At 63.3% G+C, this 24524-nt stretch carries 24 protein-coding genes; 16 read left to right on the top strand and 8 right to left on the bottom strand.

The window, feature by feature from the left end:
- Positions 1–52: 52 nt before the first annotated feature.
- From zapE to ACFDTG_RS02230, 3 genes are read right to left on the bottom strand one after another with little or no spacing between them, the layout of a single operon-like run.
- Positions 53–1162 carry a cell division protein ZapE gene (gene zapE, locus ACFDTG_RS02240; RefSeq protein ID WP_375289456.1) on the bottom strand — a complete coding sequence of 370 codons (1110 nt, stop codon included), beginning with the start codon at positions 1160–1162 and terminating at the stop codon, positions 53–55.
- Positions 1159–1626 carry a PaaI family thioesterase gene (locus ACFDTG_RS02235; RefSeq protein WP_375289455.1) on the bottom strand — a complete coding sequence of 156 codons (468 nt, stop codon included), beginning with the start codon at positions 1624–1626 and terminating at the stop codon, positions 1159–1161. Before ACFDTG_RS02235 ends, zapE begins: the two co-directional genes overlap by 4 nt.
- A gap of 3 nt (positions 1627–1629) precedes the next feature.
- Positions 1630–2412, bottom strand: a complete 783-nt coding sequence (locus ACFDTG_RS02230) for a succinate dehydrogenase iron-sulfur subunit (protein ID WP_375289454.1) — start codon at positions 2410–2412, stop codon at positions 1630–1632.
- 79 nt (positions 2413–2491) lie between these two features.
- Here ACFDTG_RS02230 and ACFDTG_RS02225 point away from each other — a divergent pair, with 79 nt between their 5' ends.
- Both ACFDTG_RS02225 and ACFDTG_RS02220 read left to right on the top strand, forming a co-directional pair.
- On the top strand, positions 2492–3229 hold the full coding sequence (locus ACFDTG_RS02225) for an SDR family NAD(P)-dependent oxidoreductase (RefSeq protein WP_375289453.1): 738 nt from the start codon (positions 2492–2494) through the stop codon (positions 3227–3229).
- A 64-nt stretch (positions 3230–3293) separates the two neighbouring features.
- Positions 3294–3926, top strand: coding sequence for a class I SAM-dependent methyltransferase (locus ACFDTG_RS02220; protein ID WP_375289452.1), 633 nt, complete (start codon positions 3294–3296; stop codon positions 3924–3926).
- Between the two features lie 11 nt (positions 3927–3937).
- Here ACFDTG_RS02220 and ACFDTG_RS02215 read toward each other — a convergent pair whose 3' ends face one another.
- Together ACFDTG_RS02215 and ACFDTG_RS02210 are read right to left on the bottom strand one after the other, a co-directional pair.
- Positions 3938–4909: an MBL fold metallo-hydrolase gene (locus ACFDTG_RS02215; protein WP_375289451.1), complete on the bottom strand. Its 972-nt coding sequence runs from the start codon at positions 4907–4909 to the stop codon at positions 3938–3940.
- A gap of 12 nt (positions 4910–4921) precedes the next feature.
- Positions 4922–7693, bottom strand: a complete 2772-nt coding sequence (locus ACFDTG_RS02210) for an Rne/Rng family ribonuclease (protein ID WP_375289450.1) — start codon at positions 7691–7693, stop codon at positions 4922–4924.
- A gap of 411 nt (positions 7694–8104) precedes the next feature.
- On the opposite strand from ACFDTG_RS02210, the gene ACFDTG_RS02205 reads away from it, so the two are divergent.
- The 6 genes from ACFDTG_RS02205 (at position 8105) to ACFDTG_RS02180 (ending at position 15523) form a co-directional block, all read left to right on the top strand.
- Complete coding sequence (locus ACFDTG_RS02205) at positions 8105–9028, top strand: N-acetylmuramoyl-L-alanine amidase (protein ID WP_375289449.1); 924 nt, start codon at positions 8105–8107, stop codon at positions 9026–9028.
- A gap of 10 nt (positions 9029–9038) precedes the next feature.
- A complete protein-coding gene (locus ACFDTG_RS02200) occupies positions 9039–11549 on the top strand; it encodes a penicillin-binding protein 1A (RefSeq protein ID WP_375289448.1) in 2511 nt (836 codons plus the stop codon).
- A gap of 40 nt (positions 11550–11589) precedes the next feature.
- A complete protein-coding gene (locus tag ACFDTG_RS02195) occupies positions 11590–12132 on the top strand; it encodes a peroxiredoxin (protein WP_375289447.1) in 543 nt (180 codons plus the stop codon).
- An 80-nt stretch (positions 12133–12212) separates the two neighbouring features.
- Positions 12213–13340 (top strand): peptide chain release factor 2, encoded by a 1128-nt coding sequence (gene prfB, locus ACFDTG_RS02190; protein WP_375289446.1) that lies wholly within the window; start codon positions 12213–12215, stop codon positions 13338–13340.
- Positions 13337–14068 (top strand): class I SAM-dependent methyltransferase, encoded by a 732-nt coding sequence (locus ACFDTG_RS02185; RefSeq protein WP_375289445.1) that lies wholly within the window; start codon positions 13337–13339, stop codon positions 14066–14068. Before prfB ends, ACFDTG_RS02185 begins: the two co-directional genes overlap by 4 nt.
- A 36-nt stretch (positions 14069–14104) precedes the next feature.
- Positions 14105–15523: an NAD(P)H-dependent flavin oxidoreductase gene (locus ACFDTG_RS02180; protein ID WP_375289520.1), complete on the top strand. Its 1419-nt coding sequence runs from the start codon at positions 14105–14107 to the stop codon at positions 15521–15523.
- Positions 15524–15532: 9 nt separating this feature from the next.
- On the opposite strand, the gene ACFDTG_RS02175 is transcribed toward ACFDTG_RS02180, so the two are convergent.
- Both ACFDTG_RS02175 and ACFDTG_RS02170 read right to left on the bottom strand, forming a co-directional pair.
- Entirely contained in the window at positions 15533–15961 is a 429-nt protein-coding gene (locus tag ACFDTG_RS02175) for a nuclear transport factor 2 family protein (protein WP_375289444.1), read from the bottom strand.
- Positions 15961–16965 carry a 2-hydroxyacid dehydrogenase gene (locus ACFDTG_RS02170; RefSeq protein ID WP_375289443.1) on the bottom strand — a complete coding sequence of 335 codons (1005 nt, stop codon included), beginning with the start codon at positions 16963–16965 and terminating at the stop codon, positions 15961–15963. The genes ACFDTG_RS02175 and ACFDTG_RS02170 overlap by 1 nt, the downstream gene beginning before the upstream one ends.
- Positions 16966–17081: 116 nt before the next feature.
- Here ACFDTG_RS02170 and ACFDTG_RS02165 point away from each other — a divergent pair, with 116 nt between their 5' ends.
- On the top strand, positions 17082–17552 hold the full coding sequence (locus tag ACFDTG_RS02165) for an SH3 domain-containing protein (RefSeq protein WP_375289442.1): 471 nt from the start codon (positions 17082–17084) through the stop codon (positions 17550–17552).
- Positions 17553–17645: 93 nt separating this feature from the next.
- Here ACFDTG_RS02165 and ACFDTG_RS02160 read toward each other — a convergent pair whose 3' ends face one another.
- Entirely contained in the window at positions 17646–18842 is a 1197-nt protein-coding gene (locus ACFDTG_RS02160) for a thiolase family protein (protein ID WP_375289441.1), read from the bottom strand.
- Positions 18843–18932: 90 nt separating this feature from the next.
- On the opposite strand from ACFDTG_RS02160, the gene ACFDTG_RS02155 reads away from it, so the two are divergent.
- The 7 genes from ACFDTG_RS02155 to ACFDTG_RS02125 all read left to right on the top strand — a co-directional run.
- Positions 18933–20363 carry a coniferyl aldehyde dehydrogenase gene (locus ACFDTG_RS02155; protein WP_375289440.1) on the top strand — a complete coding sequence of 477 codons (1431 nt, stop codon included), beginning with the start codon at positions 18933–18935 and terminating at the stop codon, positions 20361–20363.
- A 105-nt stretch (positions 20364–20468) separates the two neighbouring features.
- Positions 20469–20843 (top strand): NADH-quinone oxidoreductase subunit A, encoded by a 375-nt coding sequence (gene ndhC / locus ACFDTG_RS02150; RefSeq protein WP_375289439.1) that lies wholly within the window; start codon positions 20469–20471, stop codon positions 20841–20843.
- A 1-nt stretch (position 20844) separates the two neighbouring features.
- Positions 20845–21399: a NuoB/complex I 20 kDa subunit family protein gene (locus tag ACFDTG_RS02145; protein ID WP_375289438.1), complete on the top strand. Its 555-nt coding sequence runs from the start codon at positions 20845–20847 to the stop codon at positions 21397–21399.
- A 1-nt stretch (position 21400) separates the two neighbouring features.
- The gene (locus ACFDTG_RS02140; RefSeq protein WP_375289437.1) at positions 21401–22306 is read left to right on the top strand and encodes an NADH-quinone oxidoreductase subunit C; all 906 of its coding nucleotides are present in this window, start codon (positions 21401–21403) and stop codon (positions 22304–22306) included.
- Positions 22306–22827, top strand: a complete 522-nt coding sequence (locus tag ACFDTG_RS02135; RefSeq protein ID WP_375289436.1) for a hypothetical protein — start codon at positions 22306–22308, stop codon at positions 22825–22827. Before ACFDTG_RS02140 ends, ACFDTG_RS02135 begins: the two co-directional genes overlap by 1 nt.
- On the top strand, positions 22827–24044 hold the full coding sequence (locus ACFDTG_RS02130) for an NADH-quinone oxidoreductase subunit D (protein WP_375289435.1): 1218 nt from the start codon (positions 22827–22829) through the stop codon (positions 24042–24044). The genes ACFDTG_RS02135 and ACFDTG_RS02130 overlap by 1 nt, the downstream gene beginning before the upstream one ends.
- Positions 24044–24524, top strand: a 481-nt coding sequence (locus tag ACFDTG_RS02125; RefSeq protein ID WP_375289434.1) for a complex I 24 kDa subunit family protein, incomplete at its 3' end; no start/stop codon positions are given. The genes ACFDTG_RS02130 and ACFDTG_RS02125, both read left to right, overlap by 1 nt.

Genomic DNA, 24524 nt, shown 5'->3' with positions numbered 1-24524 from the left:
GTCAACCGAGCCAGCCGATGCTGGTCTCCCTCTTCGTCGAGGATCTGCTGGCCTAGGTGACCCCGTGCCCCCGCGCCATGTAGTCGGCGCTTTGCATTTCGCGTAGGCGGCTGGCGGTACGTTCGAACTCGAAGGCGCCATCGCCCTTGGTATAAAGCTCTTCCGGCTCGGCGGCGGCGGTGGCGAACAGTTTCACGCTGTTCTCGTAAAGCGCGTCGATCAGCTTGGTGAAGCGGATCGCCTCGTTGCGATTGTCAGGCCCCATGCGCGGAATGCCGACCACAATCACGGTGTGGAAGGCGTGCGCGATGGCGAGGTAATCCGCCGAACCGCGATTTTCCCCGCACAACCGCTTGAAGCTGAAAACGCCTACCCCTTTCAGGCTCTTGGGAACGTGCAGCTCTCGCCCACCGCCCAGATCGAGCTGACCGCTAGGCACATTGGCGGCGTCCTCCGGTTTGTAATCGGTGAGGCGGAAGAACGCCTCGCGGACCTGCTCCGTCGCCGCATCGCCCAGCGGCACGTGCCAGCTGTCGAGATCGCCCAGCCTATCCAGCCGGTAATCGGTGGGGCCGTTGAGCGAGAGCACGTCCAGTTCCGCCTCCACCAGATCGATGAACGGCAGAAACAACGAACGGTTGAGCCCGTCCTTGTAGAGATCGCGGGGAGGGCGATTGCTGGTGGTAACCACCGTCACCCCCTCGTCGCGGATCAGCGCTGTGAACAGTCGGCTCATGATCGCGGCATCGGCGGTGTTGTTGACGACCATCTCGTCGAAGGCGAGGCAGCGCACATCATCGGCGATGGCGGCCGCGACCGGGGCGATCGGATCGCCGCTTTCCTTGGCCCGCTCGGCACGGATCAGCCGATCGACTTCGAGCATGAACTCATGGAAATGAGTGCGCCGCTTTTCCGCGATCCCCAGCGTCTGGACGAAGAGGTCCATCAGCATGGACTTGCCGCGCCCCACGCCGCCCCACATGTAAAGTCCGCGCGGGCGATGCTTGCGTGCGAACAATTGCGAGAGCAGCCCGCCCGGCTTTTCGGCCTCAAGCTCCTTCTGCAAGCGGTCGAGCCGCTGCGCCGCGGCGCGCTGGTCCGGGTCGGCGCGCAGTTCGCCGGCCGCCACCAGCCGCTCATAGCGGGCCAGCATGCCCGTCATCCCGCGGAAGGTGTCCGTATCTTCTTCATGATCCCGGAAAAGCTCGCCACGATGCCCGTGTCCTGTTCCACCGTTCCGCGCACGAACACCATGCTTCCGGTTTCGCGCACGATCTCGCCCACCGCGTCGAGCGGGCGATCAAGCTGACCGCTGCCGACGAATTGCGTGGACAGTTCCAGCGTGACCGCGGGGCCGGCATGACCTCTGCCGGTGGTATGCATGGTGGTGAACAGGCTGATGTCGATCAGCGATAGCGTCACCGCACCGTGGATGATCCTTTGCAGGTTCATGTGGCAGCGTTCGGGGAACATGCGCAGCCGTGCCCGCCCGTCATCGTCCACGCGCGTGATCATGCGGCCCATGACAGCGCCGTTGAAGAGCGTGTCATCCCTGAGGTTCCAGTGCCGCCAGCCGGGGTTTTCCGGATCGGGACCGTGTTCGAATATCTCGTCCAGAAACGCCAAGGGTCAGATCGCGCGTTCGGCCATCATCTTCTTGGTTTCGGCGATTGCCTTCGCCGGATTGAGCCCCTTGGGGCACACGTTGGCGCAGTTCATGATGGTGTGGCAGCGATAGAGGCGGAAGGGATCCTCCAGCTGGTCCAGCCGCTCGCCGGTCATCTCGTCGCGGCTGTCGGCAAGCCAGCGATAAGCCTGAAGCAGGATGGCGGGGCCGAGGAACTTGTCGCTGTTCCACCAATAGCTGGGGCAGGCGGTGGAGCAGCACGCGCACAGGATGCACTCATACAGCCCGTCAAGCTTCTCGCGCTGTTCGGGCGACTGGAGGCGTTCCTTGCCGCTGGGCGTGGTGGACACCGTCTGAAGCCAGGGGCGGATGCTGGCATATTGCGCGTAGAAATGGGTGAAATCGGGGACCAGATCCTTGATCACATCCATATGCGGCAGCGGGGTGATGCGGATTTCGCCCGGCAGATCCTCGATCGCGGTGGTGCAGGCGAGGCCGTTCTTGCCATTCATGTTCATCGAGCACGATCCGCAAATCCCCTCGCGGCAGGACCGGCGGAACGTCAGCGTGGGATCCACCTCGTTCTTGATCTTGAACAGCGCATCCAGAACCATTGGTCCACACTGGTCGAGATCGATCTCGAACGTGTCGTAGCGCGGGTTCTCCCCATTGTCGGGATCGTAGCGATAGATCTTGAAGCTCTTGACGCGGCCCGCGCCCTCGGCACGATAGGTGGTGCCCTTGCCGGTGATCTTCGAGTTCTTGGGGAGGGTGAATGTGGCCATGGTCGCTCGCAATCCGCTTGATCTGAGGCCTATCTAACGGCCCGTGCGTTGAGGGCAAGTGGGCTGGGGAGCGCAAAAGTTGCAGGACGCGAACGAAAATAGGCAATCGGGGCGGCGCGCGGTGGTGTTCGGCGCCACCGGCGGGATCGGGCACGCGCTGTGCGAAGCGCTGTCTGGCGAAGGCTGGCGCGTTGCCGCAGTATCACGACGGGGCGCCGAACTGGCGTGTGCCGATCTTTCCTTTACCTGCGACATGGCGGACGAAACCAGCATCGCAGCGGTGGCCGATCGGCTTCGCGACGAACCTCCGTCGCTGGTCGTCGTGGCGACAGGGGTCCTGACCCTTTCCGACGGCACCGGGCCGGAGCGCAGCCTTCGCCACATCGACGGCGAAGCGATGGCGGAGGCGTTCCGCGTTAACACCATCGGCCCGGCGCTGATCGCCAAGCACATGCTCCCGCTGTTCGCACGCGAGGGCGAAGGCGTATTCGCGGCTCTGGGAGCGCGCGTCGGCTCCATCGGCGACAATAGGCTGGGAGGCTGGCACAGCTATCGTGCCAGCAAGGCCGCGCTTGCCATGCTGATCCGCAACTTCGCCATCGAGACCCGGCGCACGCACCCCGGCCTCGTGGTGATCGGCCTGCATCCCGGCACCGTAGACACGCCGCTCAGCGAACCCTTCCAGCGTAATCTTCCCGATGGCCAATTGACCGGACCGCGCGTGGCGGCCGAACACCTGCTGCGCGTGATCGCCGGCGCAAAGCCTGAAAAGAGCGGTGCCGTGCTCGACTGGAAGGGGGATATCGTGCCCCCCTGACGCACATTTCGATTGCCTTCGCGTGCGCGCCGGATAGCCTCGCGAATCAGAGGGGGCGGGCGCGATGATCAAGGGATGGTACGACAGGCATGTCATGCCCCGGCTCGTCACCTGCGCCTGTTCCCAGGACGCCATTGCCGATCGCCGTGCAGAGATCGTCCCCCTGGCTTCCGGGCGCGTGTTCGAATTGGGCTGCGGAGGCGGTCTGAACCAGCCACTCTACGACCGCGAAGCGGTGACCCTGTTTGCCGGGATCGACCCGCATGAAGGTCTGCTGCGCGCGGCTCGGAAACGCGCTGCCGAAATCGGGTGGGAGCATGACCTGCGGCAAGCCAGCGGAGAGGACATTCCTTTCGCTGATGGTTCCTTCGACACGGTGGTTTGCACCTACACCTTGTGCTCGGTCGATAATCCGTCGCGCGTGATCTCGGAACTGAGCCGCATTTTGAAGCCCGGCGGGCGTTTGCTGTTTCTGGAGCATGGGCGTGCGCCCGATCCCGCGGTGTACAAATGGCAGAAGCGAATCGAACCGATCTGGAAGCCCATGGCCGGTGGGTGCCACCTCACCCGGCCCGTAGGAGGCAGTCTTCGCGCCGCCGGGCTGGAAGTGGAACCGCTCGGCCAGATGTATCTCACGCAGACACCGCGCCCTCTGGGCTGGATGGAATGGGGCATCGCCAGAAAACGCGGCGCCTAGGTAGCGCGGCGTCAGAAGCGCATAGTGCCGCCGATTGGCAGGGTCACCGCATTGCTTTCGCCGAACTGCTGCTCAAGTGCAGCGCGCCGAAACCGGACCGGCGCTTCGAAGGGGTCTTCCGGGGTCAGCATCACGGTGCCCCAGTGCATCCCCACCGCCTTGCTCGCCCCCAGGTCGCGGGCGATGGAGATGCCTTCTTCCGGGCTGGCGTGGCTCGCCTGCATGATGCTGCGCGGTTCGTAGGCGCCTATTCCCCCCAGAGCGACATCGAACGGGCCCTCGCGCGATCCGATCTCGCGAAAGATCTCTCCGGCCGCGGTATCGCCGCCGAACCACAGCTTTCTGGTCGAAGAGGCGAAGGCGAAACTGCCCCATAGCGACCGGTTGCGGTCGAACGGACCGCGTCCGGAGAAATGCACCGCAGGCAGGAAAGTGATGGCAAGGTCGCCAAAGTCCTGGCGTTGCCACCAATCCATCTCGACGACGGTGTCGAACCCGATCCGTCGCAGGAGCTTGCCGGTACCGAGCGGACAGACCACCAGGGTTTCACCCCGCCACCGATAGGCTTTCAACGCCCTGGCATCGATGTGGTCGTAATGGTTGTGGCTGATAACGATGAGGTCGAGCCGCGGGAGATCCTGCGCTGCTATGGGCGAGGGGACGAAACGTTTGGGGCCGAGTCCTAATGGCCCTGCCGTCCTGGTGAGATAGGGATCGGTCAGGATCAGCTTGCCGCCCATCCTCACTGCAAAACAGGCGTGGCCGAGCCACGCGAGTTCGTTTTCAGCGAAGCCCGCAAGATCGGGCGGCGTTGGAGCGACATGGCCTTCGGGGATGGGAGGCGGGCTTGCGCCGCGCATGTCCACGAACAGAAATCGCAGGAATTCGCGTAGACCCGCCGTAGATCGCGGACTGCCAGGGGGATTGCGAAAACGCCCGCCTGCTCGGTGATGGGCCGGGCGGACGGGCGTCTTCTCAGTCACTTCCGAGGCGGTTTATTCGCCGAAGGTGCGTTGCCACCATCCCCGGCGGGGCTTGGCCTCTTCCGCGGGGGTTTCGGTCGCGGCCGGTTCGGATGGTGCAGGGCTGGGCGCCTCCGCACTGGCCTTTGCGGCCCTGGTCCTGCGCGGCTTCGTCGTGGCAGGCTCTGCGTCGGGAGCAGGAGGTGTCGCTTCGACAGCGGCGTCTCCCGCCTTATCGGCTGCCGGCTCGGCCTTCTTGCGGCTGCGTCGTGCCTTGGGCTTGGGTTCGGCCTCCGCCTCCGCTTCGGCGGGCTGCTCGGCAGTCTCCACATCGGCCTTCTTGCGCCGGGTCCGCTTCGGCTTGGCAGGTTCTTCCGCCGGTGCCGCTTCGGTGTCGGCCTTCGCGCCCTCGCTTTCCGCATCCTTGGCCGCGTCCGCCTTCTTGCGGCGCGTCCGCTTGGGCTTGGGCGCTTCTTCGGCGGCTGCCTCTGCGGTTTGCGGGGAGTCGTCCGGCCCGGCTACGACCGCCATGTCGTCCTGTACCTGCTTGGCCACCGGTTCGAGCGCCTCGGCGTCCTTCTCGGACGGGGTGTCCGAACCGCCGTTCTCGTTCCGATCGCGGCCCCCGCGGCGACCGCGTCCACCCCGACGGCGGCGCTTCTTGCGCGGCTGACCGTCCTCCTCGTCGCTATCGGCAGCGGGGGAGTCCTGCTGCTGATCGTCTTCGGATTCCGAATCGGAATGCTCGCCACCTTCGTCGGCGCGTTCCTTGCGGCGACCTCGGCCACCACGACGCCTGCGGCGCTTCTTGCGGTCCGACCCATCGCCCCGACCGTTTTCGGAATTGTCACCGCGATCGTCGTCGGACTGATCGTCTGCATCATCGTCATCGTAATCGTCGTTGTCGTAGTCCTCTTCGGGCTCCTCGTCATCGACGATCGGCTCGAACCTGGGGGCGGCGGCAGGACGCGGGCCGGAACTGCCGACGTCCATCTTGGCGCCTTCCTCTTCCCCTTCGGGCACCACTTCCACGTTGACGCCATAGCGCTGCTCGATCTCCATCAGCTCCGCGCGCTTCGCGTTGAGCAGATAGACCGCGGCCTCCGTGCTGGCCGACAGGGTGATGATCGTGCCCTTGCCCTTGGCTGCTTCCTCTTCGATCAGCCGAAGCGCGGAGAGGCCGGCGCTGGATGCGGTGCGGACGAGGCCGGTGCCATCGCAATGCGGGCATTCGCGCGTGGTTGCCTCAAGCACGCCGGTGCGCAGGCGCTGCCGGCTCATTTCCATCAGCCCGAAGCTGGAGATGCGGCCGACCTGGATGCGCGCACGGTCGTTCTTGAGCGCATCCTTCATGGCGCGCTCCACCTTGCGGGTATTGGAGTGGTGCTCCATGTCGATGAAGTCGATCACCACCAGCCCGGCCATGTCCCGCAGGCGCAGCTGGCGCGCGATTTCCTTGGCGGCTTCCAGATTTGTGGCGAGCGCGGTCTGCTCGATGCCGTGCTCCTTGGTGGAACGGCCCGAGTTGATGTCGATCGATACCAGAGCTTCGGTCGGGTTGATCACCAGATAGCCGCCGCTCTTGAGCTGCACGACGGGATCGTACATCGCGCGGAGCTGATCTTCCGCACCGTATCGCTGGAACAGCGGCACGGGATCGGAATAGGGCTTCACCCGGCGCGCGTGGCTGGGCATCAGCATCTTCATGAAGGCGCGGGCCGACTTGTAGCCTTCCTCACCTTCCACCACGATCTCTTCAATGTCGCGATTGTAGATGTCGCGAATCGCGCGCTTGATCAGGTCGCTGTCCGAATGGATCAGATTGGGCGCGCTCGAACCCAGCGTCTTTTCCCGAATTTCGTCCCACAGGCGGGCGAGATAGTCGAAATCGCGCTTGATCTCGGTCTTGGTGCGCTGAAGCCCGGCGGTGCGCACGATCAGTCCCATCGACTTGGGCAGGGTCAGATCGTCGACGACGGCCTTCAGGCGCTTGCGGTCGCTTGCCGAACTGATCTTGCGGCTGATGCCCCCGCCGTGGCTGGAATTCGGCATGAGCACGGTATAGCGCCCGGCAAGGCTGAGATACGTGGTAAGGGCGGCACCCTTGTTGCCGCGCTCTTCCTTGACGACTTGCACCAGCAGAACCTGACGGCGCTGGATGACGTCCTGGATCTTGTAACGGCGGCGCAGCGCCATGCGCTTGGCGCGGGCTTCGTCCACTTCCTTGGCGCGGGCACGGCCACCGCCGCGGCCCTGACGCCGCCCGCGACCGCGACGCTGGCGGGAAGACCGGTCGTCGCCCTCTTCGTCCGAGGCATCGTCCTCGTCGTCGGAGTCGGAATGGCCTTCCTCGATGGTGGAAACGTGATCCTTGTCGGAGGTATCGACCTCTTCAAGCCCGTCTTCGGCCAGATCCTCGGCCAGAGCTTCGCTGCTCTCATCCTCGGCGTCGTATTCGTCGCCGGGCATCTCCCCGCGCTCTTCCTCCTCGTCGCGGAGCCGGGCCTCTTCCTCGGCCGCCTCGGCCTCTGCGGCCAGCAACGCCTCACGGTCCTCGCGCGGGATCTGGTAATAATCGGGATGGATTTCGCTGAAGGCCAGGAAGCCGTGGCGATTACCGCCGAAGTCTACGAAGGCCGCCTGAAGGCTGGGCTCTACGCGGGTGACTTTGGCGAGATAGATGTTGCCCTTTATCTGCTTCTTATCGGCAGACTCGAAATCGAATTCCTCAATCCGGTTGCCCTTGAGTACCGCCACCCGGGTTTCTTCCTGGTGGCGCGCATCGATTAGCATGCGCGTTGTCATCGTATATTCTCCATGCGCGGGCGGCCGGATCGGATCCAGCGGCAGTCACGCGCAAAATGTATGGAAATCCGCCACCTTCATAACGGGCGGCGGGGTGTCGTGACCGCGGCTGTCGCAAGACTGCGAGAGCGCGGTAGTTCGTGTCTGCATGCGCGAACCGGTGCTTCATGGGCACTCTCCGAACCGCCGGCATGGCGTTGCGGTCGATCGACTGCAAAGCTGTGTGGCGGGAAGGACGGTTCGAAACCTGCATCAACCTGTCTTCGTAGGGCCGGCAGGAATGCCGAGCCGATAACGGGGGGCCTGCGATGCGCATCGCGCGATCGAAGGCCGATTAGACCGGGCTAGCAGCATGGCATTTATGCCGCAACCATATTGCGCGGGACTGCCCGATCGCCGTAACCGCATGTCATGGCCATACGCCGCCTTGTTCCCCTCCTTGCCGCGCTGGCCGTGCTCGTCTTGGCGCTTTTCGCGCTCGCTCTGAGTGTCGCGCCCGGTCTCGCTCCGTTTGGCGAAAGTTCGATCGCGCGAGTGACTCTGCCCGAAGCGCGGCCGTACGAAGGGCCGGGGTTGGTGGGAAGCGGAGATGATTCCGCTCCCCTCGTGGTGATCGATGCAGGCCATGGCGGCTTCGACTATGGCGCGCGTGCCGAAGGGTTCGACGAAAAGACGATTGCCCTCGGCCTTGCACAGGCGCTGCGCGACCGCCTGGTTTCCGATGGTCGCTATCGCGTGGCGATGACCCGCGACGACGACAGCTTCGTATCGCTGACCGAGCGTTTTCGCATCGCGCGTCGGATGGGGGCCGACCTGTTCATATCTATCCATGCGGACAGCGCGGGCGCCAGCGGTGATACGGCCGAGGCGGTGACCGGGGCCAGCATCTACACGCTCTCGGATAAAGCGTCGAGCGCCGCCGCCCGCCGTTTCGCCAGCCGGGAAAATTCCGCCGCACAGGTCAACGGGCAGGATATGGAAGGACAAAGCGATGTCGTCGCGTCTATTCTGGTCGACCTGTCCCAACGCCGCACGATGGAGCAATCGGCCAAACTCGCGTCGCTGATCGAAAGCGAAGGGCAGGGTATCCTGCGCTTCCACAAACGGCCGCTGCGTACCGCCGTTCTGGAGGTCTTGCGCGCGCCCGACGTTCCTTCGGTCCTCTTCGAGAGCGGGTACATCACCAATCCGCAGGAGGCGCAGCGTCTCTCTTCCGTCGAAGGCAAGCGCGCCTTCGCAACGGTTATGGCGCGTGCAATCAGGCTCTATTTCGCAAGCGAACGACAGGGCCAGGCCAGTCCTTCGCCCATTGCCAGCGGGGCGGTCGCGCCCTAATCCCCGACGCATGGCTGAAAGCTCGATCCTTGGGAGTGCGCGTGGGCGCATTGCTGCCACCGGCGCGGCGGTGGGGAACTGGTACGCGCGCAACTGGCGCGAGAGGCGCTGGTTCCGCTGGGGCAACATTCTGCTGGTTCTTGGCCTGCTGGCGGCCCTGATCGGCTGGTTCCTGCTGTCTCGCGACCTTCCCGATGCCGAATCGCTGCTTGAATACGAGACCCCCCTTCCAACGATGGTTCGCGGCGCCGATGGCGAGATCGTTCATTCCTATGCGCGAGAGCGCCGCATCCAGCTGCAATACACCGATTTTCCGCCCCAGCTGATCGAGGCGTTTCTCTCTGCAGAGGATCGAACGTTCTTCTCGCACGGTGGCGTCGACCTGTTCGGGACTGCCAACGCCGTGATCGACTATCTCAATCCAGCGCGAACAAGGCGCGCGGTTGGCGGGTCCACGATCACGCAGCAGGTGGCCAAGAACGTCCTGCTGAGTGACGAATACTCCGTGACGCGCAAGCTCAAGGAAATGATCCTTGCCCGCAGGATCGAGGGCGTGCTTTCCAAACAGGAAATCCTGACCCTCTATCTCAACGAAATCCCGCTCGGCCGGCGCAGTTTCGGCGTGCAGGCGGCATCGCGCGCCTATTTCGACAAGGATGTCGGCGATCTGACGCTGTCCGAGGCGGCGTTCCTTGCTATTCTGCCGAAGGCGCCCGAACGGTATGGTCGCGAGCGCAACCAGCAGGCGGCGATCGACAGGCGCAATTTCGTGCTGGAGCAAATGCAGCGCAACGGCTTCATCACCGCGAGCGAGGCCGCCGCTGCCAACTCCCAGCCGCTCGGCCTGAAGACGGAGCGCGCCGAACGTTATGTCGATGCGGGCTATTTCCTGGAGGAAGTGCGTCGCCAGCTTCTGGAACGCTATGGCGAAACGGCCGAAACCGGTCCCAACAGCGTCTATGCCGGGGGGCTGTGGGTTCGCACGTCGCTGGACACCGAAATGCAGGATGCGGCCCGTGACGCTTTGCGCGTTGGCCTGTTGCGCTACGCCGCAGGGAAGGCCTGGCGGGTGCCGGTTGCAACACTCGATCCGACCAAGGGCGACCTGACGGCGCAACTAGCTTCTTCCAACATCGGCATCCGTTACAAGGACTGGCGGATGGGCGTGATCGTTGAGAAGAACGGCGATTCTGCCACGATCGGCTTCTCAGACGGAACCACGCACCCGCTTTCGAACGTGCCTTCCGCCATCAAGGTCGGCGATGTCACCGCCGCGGCGCCCAGCGGTAGCGGCTATGTCACCCGCACGGTGCCCGAGGTTTCGGGCGCTTTCCTGGCCGAAGATCCGAAGACGGGTCGGATCATGGCCATGCAGGGCGGGTTCGACAGCCGCCTCGGCAGCTTCAACCGCGCTACTCAGGCGCTTCGCCAGCCCGGATCTACCATCAAGCCCTTCGTCTATGCGACGGGGCTCGATGCCGGGATGACGCCGGCCACCCAGGTCCCCGACCAGGCTTATTGCGTCTATCAGGGTGCGGCGCTGGGCGAGAAATGCTTCCGCAATTTCGGTGGCGGCGGGGGCGGCACGCATACCATGCGCTGGGGCTTGGAACAGAGCCGCAATCTGATGACCGTTCATATCGCCGCGGATGCGGGGATGGAAGCGGTCACCAACACCTTCAAGCGGGTGGGCATCGGCGATTACGACAACTACCTCTCCTTCGCGCTGGGTGCGGGCGATACCACGGTCGCGCGGATGGTGTCGGCCTATACCGCACTGGCAAACTGGGGCCGCATGCACGGTGAAGGCACCGTGATCGATTATGTGCAGGACCGGCGCGGGAAGGTCATCTGGCGCGCGGACAAGCGCGACTGCGCCGGCTGCAATATGGCCGAGTGGGATGGCAAACCGATGCCGCGACTGGGCATTTCGGGGCAGCAGGTAATGGACCCACGCACCGCGTTCCAGGTCGTCCACATGCTGCAGGGCGTGGTGCAGCGTGGCACGGCGGTGCGCCTGCGTAGTCTGGGGCTACCGCTGTTCGGCAAGACCGGGACGACGTCCGGACCGACCAATGCCTGGTTCGTGGGCGGATCGCCCAATATCGTCGCGGGGATGTATGTCGGTTACGACCAGCCCCGCGATCTCGGCGGCTGGGTACAGGGCGGCAATACTGCGGCCCCGATCATGAAGGAATTCGTGGAAGCGACACGAGACCGTTGGGGCGACGACGAGTTCGTAGCCCCGCCGGGCGTGCTGATGGTGAAAGTCGATCGCCGGTCCGGAAAGCGGGTCTTCGACGCCACTCCATCCAGCGAGCCGCTTGCTGCTGTCATATGGGAAGCGTTCAAACCCGATACCGAACCTCCGCGCTCTACCCGAAATGATCAGATCGCGGCGCGCCGTAACGAGATTCTGGAACTGATCCGTCAGGCCCGCATCGCAGCGCAACCCAATCGGGGCCCGCAGCGGCAGGAGGCACCCGCCGATTTCGTGGAAGAGCAGGGCGGCATCTACTAATTTGCTTGGCCTTGCGCGTGGGAAGGTCCATGTTCGGCGCATGACAAAACGCAGCAAAACCCTTTCGCTCGTCGCGGCCGTTGCTGCGATCGCCCTGTCCGCCCCGGCCACTGCCGAACTCCCTGCCGGGGCGAAGGCGCCCGCTTTCAAGGCGCAGGGCGCGCGTGCCGGGAAAACGGTCAGCGTCGATCTTGCCGGCGCTCTCAAGAAGGGACCGGTCGTCCTCTACTTTTTCCCCGCCGCCTTCACCGCGGGCTGCAATATCGAAGCGAACGCCTTCGCGCAGAACATCGGTGCCTATCGCAAGGCGGGGGCTACCGTCATCGGCATGACGGCGGGCAACACCGACCAATTGAAGGAATTTTCCGCCAAGGAATGCGCCGGGCAGTTCACTGTCGCTGCCGCATCGCCAGGCGTGATCAAAGCCTATGACGTAAGCCTCGCCAACAAGCCGGGTTACACGTCGCGAACGACCTATGTGATCGGGCGGGATGGCCGCATTGTGGACGCATTTTCCGACATGGCACCGAAGGGGCACATCAGCCGCAGCCTTGAAGTGGTGCGCAAGCTCGCCGCCAGATAGCGTAAAAGCCGCTGCTTTCCCTAATCGCCGCGCTGCGCTAGGCGCGCTGGCGTATTGATTATTATCGGAGTGTTTTCAGCATGCGTGCCGAAGGGCAGGCCCATATCGACCGTATCGAAGCCGCCTTGGCGTTGGTTCGCCAGTCCCTGGACTGGGACCGAGCGCTGCGCCGTCTCGACGAGCTCAACGCGCGGGTGGAGGATCCGACGCTGTGGGACGATCCCAAGGAAGCCGAAGCCGTCATGCGCGAGCGTCGGAAGCTGGAAGCGGCAATCGGCACGGTGCGCGAAATCTCTTCCGAGATGAAGGACGCCGTCGAATTCGTCGAGATGGGCGAGGCCGAGGGCGACGAGGAGGTTGAGACCGAGGGGCTCCAGACTTTGGCCCGGCTGGCGGAGCGCGCCGATGCGGACAAGGTCCAGGCGCTGCTTTCGGGCGAGGCCGACGGCATGGACACCTATCTCGAAATCCACGCCGGGGCGGGAGGCACCGAGAGCCAGGACTGGGCCGAGATGCTGCTGCGGATGTATGCCCGCTGGGCCGAGCGTAAGGGCTTCAAGGTGGAGACGGTGGAGTATCAGTCGGGCGAAGCGGCTGGCATCAAGTCGGCGACACTGCTGCTGAAGGGCGAAAATGCCTATGGTTATGCCAAGACGGAAAGCGGCGTACACCGGCTTGTCCGCATCAGCCCCTATGACAGTTCGGCGCGGCGCCACACCAGCTTCAGCTCGGTCTGGGTCTACCCGGTGATCGACGACAGTTTCGAGATCGATATCAACCCGGCCGATCTGAAGATCGACACCTACCGCGCCAGCGGCGCGGGCGGCCAGCACGTCAACACGACCGATTCCGCCGTGCGTATAACGCACCAGCCGTCGGGCATAGTCGTCGCCAGCCAGGTCGACCGCAGCCAGCACAAGAACCGCGACATCGCGATGAACATGCTGAAGGCGCGCCTTTACGAAGAGGAAATGCGCAAGCGTGAGGAAGCCGCCAGTGCCGAACACAGCGCGAAAAGCGACATCGGCTGGGGGCACCAGATCAGAAGCTATGTGTTGCAGCCCTATCAGATGGTGAAGGACCTGCGCACCGGGGTGACAAGCCCCACGCCTGACGACGTGCTGGACGGCGCGCTCGACCCCTTCATCTCCGCCGCCCTTGCGCAACGGGTGACGGGCGAGAGCGTCGATGTGGAGGACGTCGAATGAAGGCGATGCTTGGCTTGGCGGCACTGGCTCTGCTTGCCGGCTGCGATGCCGGTACTCCTGCCGCAGGAGACGAAGAGCATCGGTTTCCTGCGCCCGACCGGCCGGTCTCGGATCTGGGTGCCAATTCCTTCTCCACCGAGGACCAGCGTGACAGCCGGGGCGAGGCGGAAAGCGTCATGCGCCTTGCCGAGATCGAACCCGGCATGGCGGTGGCTGACATCGGCGCGGGCGAAGGATATTATACGGTCCGTCTGGCGGAAAAGGTCGGCAAAACCGGCCGCGTGCTGGCGCAGGACATCGATCGGGACGCGCTGAACCGCCTGGGAGAAAGGGTCGTACGCGAACGGCTGGACAACGTCTCTATCAAGAAGGGCGAACCCAGCGACCCGCTCTTGCCGCAAGACAGCTTCGACCGCGTCTTCATGGTCCACATGTATCACGAAATCGGCGAACCTTACGCCTTCCTCTGGCATCTGTGGCCCGCGCTGAAGGACAAGGGGCAGATCGTCCTGGTCGATGTGGATCGACCCACGGACGAGCACGGCATCCCGCCCTTGCTTCTCAGCTGCGAATTCGAATCCGTCGGCTATCGCCTCGTCGCGTTCAAGGACGCACCCGAACTCGCTGGCTACTATGCACAATTCGAACGTGCAGCTAAAAGACCGGCACCGGATCAGATCAGACCGTGCAAGGGCGACGTGCCCCAGCCCGGGGCAGCGGCGAACTGAGCCCTCCGCGGCAGACAGGAATAAATTATGGCCACCATGGCGAACACCGGCTCTTTCAAGGGGCTTGAACCGATCCAATACGGGGGTCGCGAGGTCTGGCCGCTGATCGAAGGCGGAAAGGGTGTATCGGCGACCAACCATGCCAGCAGCGGCGCCTGGGCGGCGGCGGGCGGAATCGGCACCGTCAGTGCGGTGAACGCCGACAGTTACGATGCCGAGGGGAAGATCATTCCCCAAGTCTACGATCAGCTGACCCGGACAGAGCGGCACCAGCAGCTGATCCGCTATGCCATCGACGGCGCAGTCGAGCAGGTGAAGCGCGCTTACGATATCGCGAGCGGCAAGGGTGCGATCAACATTAATGTCCTGTGGGAAATGGGCGGTGCGCAGGAAGTGCTCGAAGGCGTTCTCGAGCGTACGCGCGGGCTGGTGACTGGCGTCACCTGCGGTGCGGGTATGCCCTACAAGCTGGCCGAGATCGCGGCGCGTTTCGACGTGCATTACCTGCCTATCGTCAGTTCGGCACGCGCCTTTCGGGCGCTCTGGAAGCGCAGCTATCACAAGGTCTCCGAACTGATGGCCGCGGTGGTCTATGAAGACCCTTGGCTGGCGGGCGGACACAACGGCCTTTCCAACGCCGAAGACCCGTTGAGCCCCCAGGATCCGTACCCCCGCGTCAAAGCCCTGCGCGAAACGATGCGCGCGGAAGGCGTATCCGAAGATACCGCGATCGTGATGGCTGGCGGGGTCTGGTATCTGCGCGAATGGAACGACTGGATCGACAACCCGGAGCTGGGCAAGATTGTGTTCCAATTCGGCACCCGTCCACTGCTGACCGCGGAAAGCCCCATTCCGGAGGAGTGGAAGGAGCGCCTACGGACTCTGGATGAAGGCGATGTCCTGCTCCACAAGTTCAGCCCGACCGGTTTCTATTCCTCGGCGGTCAAGAACGACTTCCTGTGGGACCTGATCCATCGATCGGAACGCCAGATACCTTATAGCCGCGTGGAAGCGGGCGAACACACGCGTCAGTTGGACGTCGGGGTTCGCGGCAAGAATTTCTGGGTTGCCCCCCGCGATTACGAGCGGGCGAAGAGCTGGTACGACGCCGGGCACACCGAACCGCTCAAGACACCGGACGACACCATCGTGTATGTCACCCCGCCCAAGCGTGACGAAATCCGCAAGGATCAGAAGGATTGCATGGGCTGCCTCAGCCATTGCCAGTTTTCGAGCTGGAAGGATCACGGCGATTACACCACGGGGCGGCTCGCGGATCCGCGCAGCTTCTGTATTCAGAAAACCTTGCAGGACATTGCGCACGGTGGCCCGGTCGAAGACAATCTGATGTTTGCCGGACATGCGGCCTATCGGTTCAAGTCGGACCCGTTCTATTCGAACAATTTCACGCCGACCGTGAAGGAATTGGTGGATCGCATCCTTACCGGGGACTGACGGGCGCGGTCACCGCCACAGCTGCATGCTGCGGACCGCGTCTACCAGTTGGCCGTCCTTGTCGGGCCGGGAGAGGGACCGTTCCGCCAACCGCCACTTTCCGCGCGCGAATGCTTTCTTCCACAGGTCGAAGATCCAGACCGGCCCTTTGAGTTCGCTGCCACCGAGCCGGGCTTCGATGTGCATCTGAGTGGCGAAAACGGCGATGCTGCCATGGCGATGCACGTAAACCTGGTCGAACCGGTAGGATTCGCATGAAAAGCGGGTGGTTGCCGCTTCCAGCCAGCTGGCTCGATCGAGGATCGCGGCCTGCTCGCCGCCGAGAAGGAAGATAAAATCCCTCGCCGTCATCGCCTTCAACTGGTTGCGGTCGCGCTGCATCCACGACCGCATCCAGCGATGCTCCAGCGCCTCTATCTTCGATGCGAACTCGTCCATCAGTTTAGGCCCGTCAGAACCTGATCGGGCGGCCGGTGTCCGTCGGCCCACATGCGGATGTTGGCGACCACCTTCATCCCCGATTCTTCCCTCCCTTCGCGTGTCGCGCTGCCGATGTGGGGGAGCGTCATGGCGTTAGGGATCTTAAGAAGGCGCGGGTCGACATTGGGCTCGTCTGGGTAGACATCCAGCCCGGCTCCCGCGAGGTGCCCGCTTTCCAGCGCCTCGATCAGCGCTTCCTGATCCACCAGATCGCCGCGTGCCGTGTTGATCAGGCAAGCCCCGGCTTTCATCATCGCGATGCGGCGCGCATCCATCATGTGATGGCTGTCCTTGTTTGCCGGACAGTGCAGGCTCAGGATGTCGGCCTGCTCGACGAGCTCGTCCAGCGTCTCGACATAGCGCGCGCCCAGCATCTGTTCGATCGCGCCGGGCAGTTGCCGCCGATTATGATAGGCGATGCGCAGCCCGAACGCCTTCGCGCGATGGGCCACGGCCTGGCCGATACGGCCCATGCCCACGATCCCGAGCACCTTGCCGGAAAGCTTCACGCCGAGCAGAGAGGTCGGCGTCCAGCCCCCCCATTCGCCGCGCCTGATCAAGGATACGCCTTCGCGAACCCTGCGCGGGATCCCGATGATCATTTCCATCGCGATGTCGGCGGTGTCGTCGGTAAAGACTCCCGGCGTGTTGGTTACGATGATGTCACTGGCCGCGGCGGCCGCCAGATCGATATGATCCGTGCCCGCCCCGAAACTGGCGATCATGCGCAGATCGGGTCCGGCCTTTCCAATCATATCGCGATCGATGCGGTCGGTGACGGTGGGGACCAGGACATCGCAATCCTGCATGGCCGCGACCAGTTCTTCCCGGTCGAACTGTCGGTCCGTGGTATTCACCCTGGCATCGAACAATTCGACGAGGCGCGCCTCGACTTCCGGCATGAGGCGCCGGGTCACGATGACACGAGGCTGGCGGTCGAGGGGCTGTCGCAGTCGGGGCATGAATGGCGCGCTAAAGCGTGGCTGGGCGAATGGTCAAGAACGGTTCTTCGGTCCTTGCGGAACTGCCTTTACCAACTTGCCAATTTACGCGACCTGCCATAGTCGAACGCGCAGATATGCGTCGCGCGCTTGCCAGCCTCATCCTGCTTTTCTGCTGCGCTCAGCCGGCGCACGCGCAGGAACGCGAGGTTCCCTACTGGGCCACCATCAGGCCGAGCGCGACCAAGCTGCACATGCGTGCCGGACCGAGCGTGAACTTCCCGATTTCCTGGATCTATCAGCGGCCCGGTCTGCCGATGAAGGTCGTTCGCGTCCACGAAAGCTGGCGGCTCGTGCGCGATCCCTCCGGAACGCAAGGCTGGGTCGCGTCCCGGCTCCTCAGTCCCGAACGGGGCGCTATCGTGACCACCGGGCGTCCTGTGCCGATGCGTGACGGTCCCTCCGACGGCTCTACCCTGAAATGGTTCGTCGAAGCCGGCGTCGTGGGGGGGCTGGGTGATTGCATGGGCGCGTGGTGCGAATTTTCGGTCGCCAAGCGCCATGGCTGGGTCCCGCGCGCGCGCCTGTGGGGATCCGAGGAGCCCTGACCTGCAAAACGGGCAAAGCCTGCCCGTCTAACAGAAGCGTTATCGTGCGGGGGCGGGCGACGGCCCGATTGCTCGAGCCGCCGCAGCTATCGATCAGACCAGTTCCACCGCGATCGCCGTCGCTTCGCCGCCGCCGATACACAGGCTTGCGACGCCTCGCGTTTTCCCCTGCGTCTTGAGCGCATTGAGCAATGTCACGATGATCCGCGCACCGCTCGCGCCGATGGGGTGACCCAGCGCGGTGCCGCCGCCGTTTACGTTGATCTTTTCGTGAGGGATGCCGATGTCGCGCATGGCGAACATGGCAACGCAAGCGAAGGCTTCGTTCACTTCCCACAGATCGACATCGTCCGCGCTCCAGCCGGCCTTTTCGAGCACCTTCGTAATCGCACCGATCGGGGCAACGGTGAACTGGGCGGGTTCCTGCGCGTGGGCAGCCATGGCCACGATCTTCGCCACGGGCTGTTGCCCATATTCGCTGGCAACGCTTTCACGGCTCAGCACCAGGGCGGCGGCTCCGTCCGAGATCGAACTGGAAGTCGCGGCAGTAATCGTGCCATCCTTGGCGAAGGCAGGCCGAAGGGTGGGGATCTTGTCCGGCTTGCCGCGACCCGGCTGCTCGTCATGATCCACGGTCTGTTCCCCGGCGCGTGTGCTGAACGTGACCGGCACCACCTCGCCATCGAAGGCACCGCTTTTGATGGCGGCATTCGCACGACGCAGGCTCTCGATGGAATAATTGTCCATCTCCTCGCGCGTCATCTGATATTCGTTGGCGGTTTCCTGTGCAAAAGTGCCCATGGCGCGCCCTTCCTCGTAGGCGTCTTCCAGCCCGTCGAGGAACATATGATCATAGGCCGTGTCGTGCCCCAGCCGCGCACCGGAGCGGTGCTTTTTCAGCAGGTACGGGGCGTTGGTCATGCTCTCCATGCCTCCTGCCACGACATAGTCGATCGATCCACTTGCCAGCGCTTCCGCGCCCATGATCACCGTCTGCATCCCGCTGCCGCAAACCTTGTTCACGGTGGTGGCCTGCACGGATTTTGGCAGTCCGGCCTTTATCGATGCCTGCCGCGCGGGTGCCTGGCCAAGCCCAGCGGGAAGGACGCAACCCATGTAAGTGCGATCGAAGCGGTCGGGCGCGACTCCGGACCGTTCCACGGCCGCCTTGACGGCGGTGGCGCCGAGATCGGTTGCGGAGACATCAGAAAGTGCCCCCTGCATGCCCCCCATCGGGGTACGGGCGTAAGAAAGGATGACGACCGGATCGGCGGCACTGAACTGGGCCATGGTGTTACTTGTCCTCGGCTTGCGGAAATGAAATAGCGATTGCCAGTGCAGGTAATGCCCGATCGACAGAGTTGCAAACGGAGAGAACCAATGGCGCAGGATCGCAAAACCGAAATGGAGCGGGTGCTTGAAAAACAGCGCCAGTCGCACATCGCAGCGCGGCCCGAGCCCATGGAATTGCGCAAGGACCGGATTCGGCGCGCGATCAATCTTCTCAAGAACAATGCCCCCGAATTGAACCGCGCCATGGCTGCCGATTTCGGCAACCGCAGTCCGGCGCAGTCCATGATGACGGATATCGCCGGCACGGTCGGATTTGGCCGCTATTGCCTCAAGCACATGGACAAATGGGCCAAGGCGGACAAACGCCATGTCCAGTTTCCACTCGGTCTGCTCGGCGCCAAGGCGGAGGTGCGCTACGAGCCGAAAGGCGTGGTCGGTATCCTCAGCCCATGGAATTTCCCGGTCAATCTGACCTTCGGGCCGCTCATGCAGATCTTCGCTGCCGGTAACCGCGCGATGATCAAGCCCAGCGAGTTAACCCAACGCACCAGCGAGGCGATGGCGCGCATGGTGTCGGAGGCATTCGACGAGGACGAATGCGCCGTTTTCACGGGAAGCCCCGAAGTCGCGCAGGCCTTCAGTTCACTGCCTTTCGACCATCTCGTTTTCACCGGCTCCACCGCGACGGGGCGCAAGGTCATGCAGGCGGCGGCGGAAAACTTGGTGCCGGTTACACTGGAACTGGGCGGAAAGAGCCCGGTCTTCATGGGGCGCAGCGCCGACTTCGCGAAGGCCGGCGAACGCGTGGCCCTGGGCAAGATGCTGAATGCCGGGCAGATATGCCTCGCGCCCGACTATCTCTACGTGCCGGAAGACAAGGCCGACGAAGCGGTGCACGGCGTGTGGCAGGCGACCGCGAACATGTATCCTACCCTGCTGAAAAACGAAGATTACGCGAGCATTGTTTCCGACCATCACTTCGATCGCCTGAAAGGCCTTGTCGAAGACGCGCGGGATAAGGGTGCCGAGGTCATCGAAGTCAATCCGGGGAATGAAGACTTTTCGAGCACCAACGCCCGCAAGATGCCGCTCACCATATTGAAAAACGTCACCGATGAGATGACGGTCATGCAGGAAGAAATTTTCGGCCCCGTGCTGCCGATCAAGACATATATGGGGATCGACGAAGCCATCGGCTATGTGAATGGCCACGATCGCCCGCTCGGCCTCTATTACTTCGGCGAAGACGATCGGGAGCGCGAAAAGGTGCTGACGAAAACGATCAGCGGCGGCGTGACGGTGAACGACGTGATTTTCCATGTCTCCATGGAGGATTTGCCGTTCGGTGGCACTGGGCCCAGCGGCATGGGCAGCTACCATGGGGTCGAGGGTTTTCGCGAGTTCAGCCATGCACGCAGCGTATATTCGCAGTCCAGGATCGACATCGCCAAGCTCGGGGGGCTGAAACCGCCTTATGGCGATGCTACGATGAAGGCTGCAAAGTCGATGATGAAGTAGCTTGCAACGGGGGCGGGCGGGAATTGCAAGCCCGCCGCCCTTGCACCGCGAGTGAGGGGCATCTAGAGGCTGGCGCAAATCCGCGCATCTAGCTGGGAATCAATCGTGGTCGATCTCGCGCAGTACCTGCCGATCCTCATCTTTCTGTTTATCGCCGCAGGGCTGTCGGCGCTGTTCGTGTTTCTCCCCATGGGAGTGGCGCGGCTGACCGGGGCGCACAATCCCGACGCGTCCAAGCTGAGCGAGTATGAATGCGGCTTCCCCGCTTTCGAAGACCCGCGCGAGCCCTTCGATGTCCGATTCTACCTGATCGCCATCCTCTTCATCGTCTTCGACCTTGAGGCCGCGTTCCTTTTCCCCTGGGCAGTTAGCCTGGACCTGACCGGATGGCCGGGCTGGATCACCATGATGGTTTTCCTGTTCGAACTGATCGTCGGCTACGCCTATGCCTGGAAAATCGGCGCGCTGGAGTGGGAATGATATGAACCAGCCGGCACTCGATCACGTCCTCGCCAATCCAGGCGCCACCACCACGGCGCCCGATCGGGACTTCTTCAATTCGCTTTCGACCGAGGTGGGCGACAAGGGCTTCCTCGTCACCAGTACCGAGGAACTGTTCCAATGGGCCCGCACGGGCTCGTTGTGGTGGATGACCTTCGGACTCGCTTGCTGTGCGGTGGAGATGATTCACGTCAACATGCCGCGTTACGACATGGAGCGGTTTGGCGTGGCTCCCCGCGCAAGCCCGCGCCAGTCGGACGTGATGATCGTCGCCGGCACCCTTTGCAACAAGATGGCGCCCGCCTTGCGCAAGGTCTACGACCAGATGTCGGATCCCAAATACGTCATCAGCATGGGTTCCTGCGCCAACGGCGGCGGCTATTACCACTACAGCTATTCCGTAGTGCGCGGCTGTGACCGTATCGTGCCCGTGGACATTTACGTGCCCGGATGCCCGCCCACGGCCGAAGCGCTGCTTTACGGTGTGATGCAATTGCAGCGAAAGATACGCCGCGTCGGGACGGTGGAGCGCTGACATGGCTGCCGTCCTTCATTCCGCACCGAAGATTTCCACCAACGAGGGCGTCCGCGAAGGTCTGGGCAATGCGCTCGGCAGCCTGCTTGTCACATCGCGTGAAGAGCATGGGGAAATTCTCTTCCACGTCGAAAGGGATGGGCTGGAAGACGCGCTGCGGATGCTTCGCGACGAGCATGACTACCAGCAACTGATGGAGATTGCGGGGGTCGATTACCCCGACCGGGTCGAGCGATTCGAAGTGGTCTACATGCTGCTGTCGCTCACCATAAATCATCGCATCATGGTGAAGGTAACCGCTGCCGAGGATCAGCCGGTTCCGACGGTGACCACGCTTTGGCCCAACGCCGGTTGGCTCGAGCGTGAGGTTTTCGACATGTATGGCGTGGTGTTCGATGGAAATACCGACTTGCGCCGCATTCTTACCGACTACGGATTCGAAGGCCATCCTTTCCGTAAGGACTTCCCGCTCACCGGGTATCAGGAACTGCGCTACTCCGAAGAGCAGCGCCGCGTCGTCTACGAGCCCGTCGAGCTCGCACAGGAACTGCGCCAGTTCGACTTCATGAGCCCGTGGGAAGGTGCGGATTACGTGCTTCCGGGTGACGAGAAAGTTGCCGAACATCCGGCTGCCCCGCCGGTTTCCGAGCCCAAGACTACCGAAAAGCCGAGCGATACCGGGGCGGGCGCGAAGACGGACGAGGAAGCTGCAGAAAAGATTTCCGAAGCCGCACCGGCCGAGGAAGAGGGCGGGCAGGATGCCCCAGCCCCCAAGCCGACGCAGGACCGGCCGAAGCGCGCGGCCCGCGAAGGCAAAACCACCGATACGAAGAAGGCGACCGAGCCCAAGGCGGAGAAATCTGCGGCGCCGCGCAAGCGCACCCCCAAGCCCAAGGGTGAAGAGTGATGCGTGCCAATTTTGTTATGATGGCAAGCTGTGTGCTTAGTCTGTCTGCCTGCGGCCAGACGGAAGAGGGCCCCGCCGTCGACGAGGCCGCCGACTTCGCCGCCCGCGTGGGCGCCGCGCAGTCTCCGGCGCCGGGCCAGGCTATCGCAACCGAAGCTGCGCAGGGCGGCCCGCCGGCAAATGCCGATGTGAAAATTCTCGATGAGGTCGGATACATCGCCGGAGTCGATCTCGGCCAACGCGCCGGGACCTGTGCTTTCCGGGTCGATGGTATGGACAAATTGATGGCTACCGGCCCTGCCGAACGTACGATGGGCGGCAAGGCTGTGGTGCGGATCGGGGGGACGCTTTATCGGCTCGATGGCGGCCCCGGCGGTTTCGCTGCGGTCCGCGAAGGCACGGTCTTCAAAGGCGAGGGCATTACGGTGGGCGTACAACCGACCGGACCTGGTCAGGCGCAATTGACTGTGACCGATCGCAACGGTGAAACCAAGACCATGGTGGGTGACTGGAACTGCTGATGAGCAACGCGCTGCACCTCGAAAATTCGCCCACCACGGGTGATGAGGTCATTACCAATTACACGATCAACTTCGGTCCCCAGCATCCGGCGGCGCACGGAGTGCTGCGGATGGTGATGGAGCTGGACGGCGAGATCATCGAGCGGATCGATCCGCACGTCGGCCTGCTTCACCGCGGCACCGAAAAGCTGATCGAGCACAAGACTTATTTGCAGGCGCTGCCCTATTTCGACCGGCTCGATTACTGTAGCCCGCTGTGCATGGAGCACAGCTATGTGCTGGCGATCGAGAAGCTGCTGAATGTCGAAGTGCCGATCCGCGCGCAGTATCTGCGCGTGCTGTTCGCCGAGCTGACGCGCATCTGCAATCACATGCTCAACATCGGCGCGCATGTGATGGACGTCGGCGCAATGACCCCGAACCTGTGGGTCTTCGAGCTGCGCGAGGATTGCCTCAACTTCTTCGAACGGGCGAGCGGTGCGCGCATGCACAGCGCGTGGTTCCGCCCCGGCGGCGTGCATCAGGACGTGCCGCTCAAGCTCCTCACCGACATCGGCGACTGGTGCGATACGCGTTTGCCCGAGCTGTTCGGCGACGCGATGAGCCTGGTGCTCGACAACCGCATCTTCAAGCAGCGCAACGTCGATATCGCGGTCGTTTCCAAGGACGATGCAATTGCCTGGGGTTTCTCCGGCCCGATGATCCGCGCCGCCGGCCTGCCGTGGGACTTGCGCAAGTCGCAGCCCTACGACGTCTACGACAGTATGGAGTTCGACATTCCCGTCGGTACCAATTCGGACTGCTACGACCGCTTCATGGTGCGCGTGAAGGAAGTTTACGAGAGCGCCAGGATCATCAAGCAGTGTCTGGCGGAAATGCCCAATGGCCCCATCGCCTCGGACGACCGCAAGGTCGCACCGCCCAAGCGCGGCGAGATGAAGCAATCGATGGAAGCACTCATCCACCACTTCAAGCTCTACACCGAAGGCTTCCATGTGCCCGCGGGCGAAGTTTACGTCGCGACGGAAAGCCCCAAGGGCGAATTCGGGGTTTATCTGGTCAGTGACGGGTCGAACAAGCCCTACCGCTGCAAGATCCGCCCGACCGCGTTCAGCCATTTGCAGTCCATGGATTTCATGTCGAAAGGTCACATGTTGCCGGATGCCACTGCGATCCTCGGCGCAATCGATGTCGTGTTCGGGGAGTGCGACCGCTAATGGCCGACCGTCATCCCGCACCCGACACACCCGAGCTGCGCGAGCGCTGGGGCGGGTTCGAATTCTCCGACGCCATTCGTGAAAAGGCGGACTGGCACATCGCTAAATACCCTCCCGGGCGGCAGCGTTCGGCGGTCATGCCGCTGCTCGACCTTGCTCAGCGGCAGGTCGGTGAAGAAACGAATACGCAGGGATGGTTGCCGCTGCCGGTGATCGAATACGTCGCCCATTATCTCGACATGCCGGTGATCCGCGTGCTCGAGGTCGCGACGTTCTACATGATGTACAACCTCGTGCCTGTCGGGAAATATCACGTGCAGGTCTGCGGCACGACGCCTTGCATGCTGCGCGGCTCGGACGCCTTGTTCGAGACTTGCAAGAAGCGCGGCATGAGCAAGGGCCATGTCTCCGATGACGGGTTGTGGACGCTGACCGAGGTCGAATGCATGGGCAATTGCGCCACCGCGCCGATGGTCCAGA

Source organism: Qipengyuania sp. (assembly GCF_042095715.1).
In the GTDB taxonomy this organism is placed as follows: Bacteria; Pseudomonadota; Alphaproteobacteria; order Sphingomonadales; family Sphingomonadaceae; genus Qipengyuania.
This window is presented reverse-complemented; position numbering and strand designations above follow the sequence as displayed.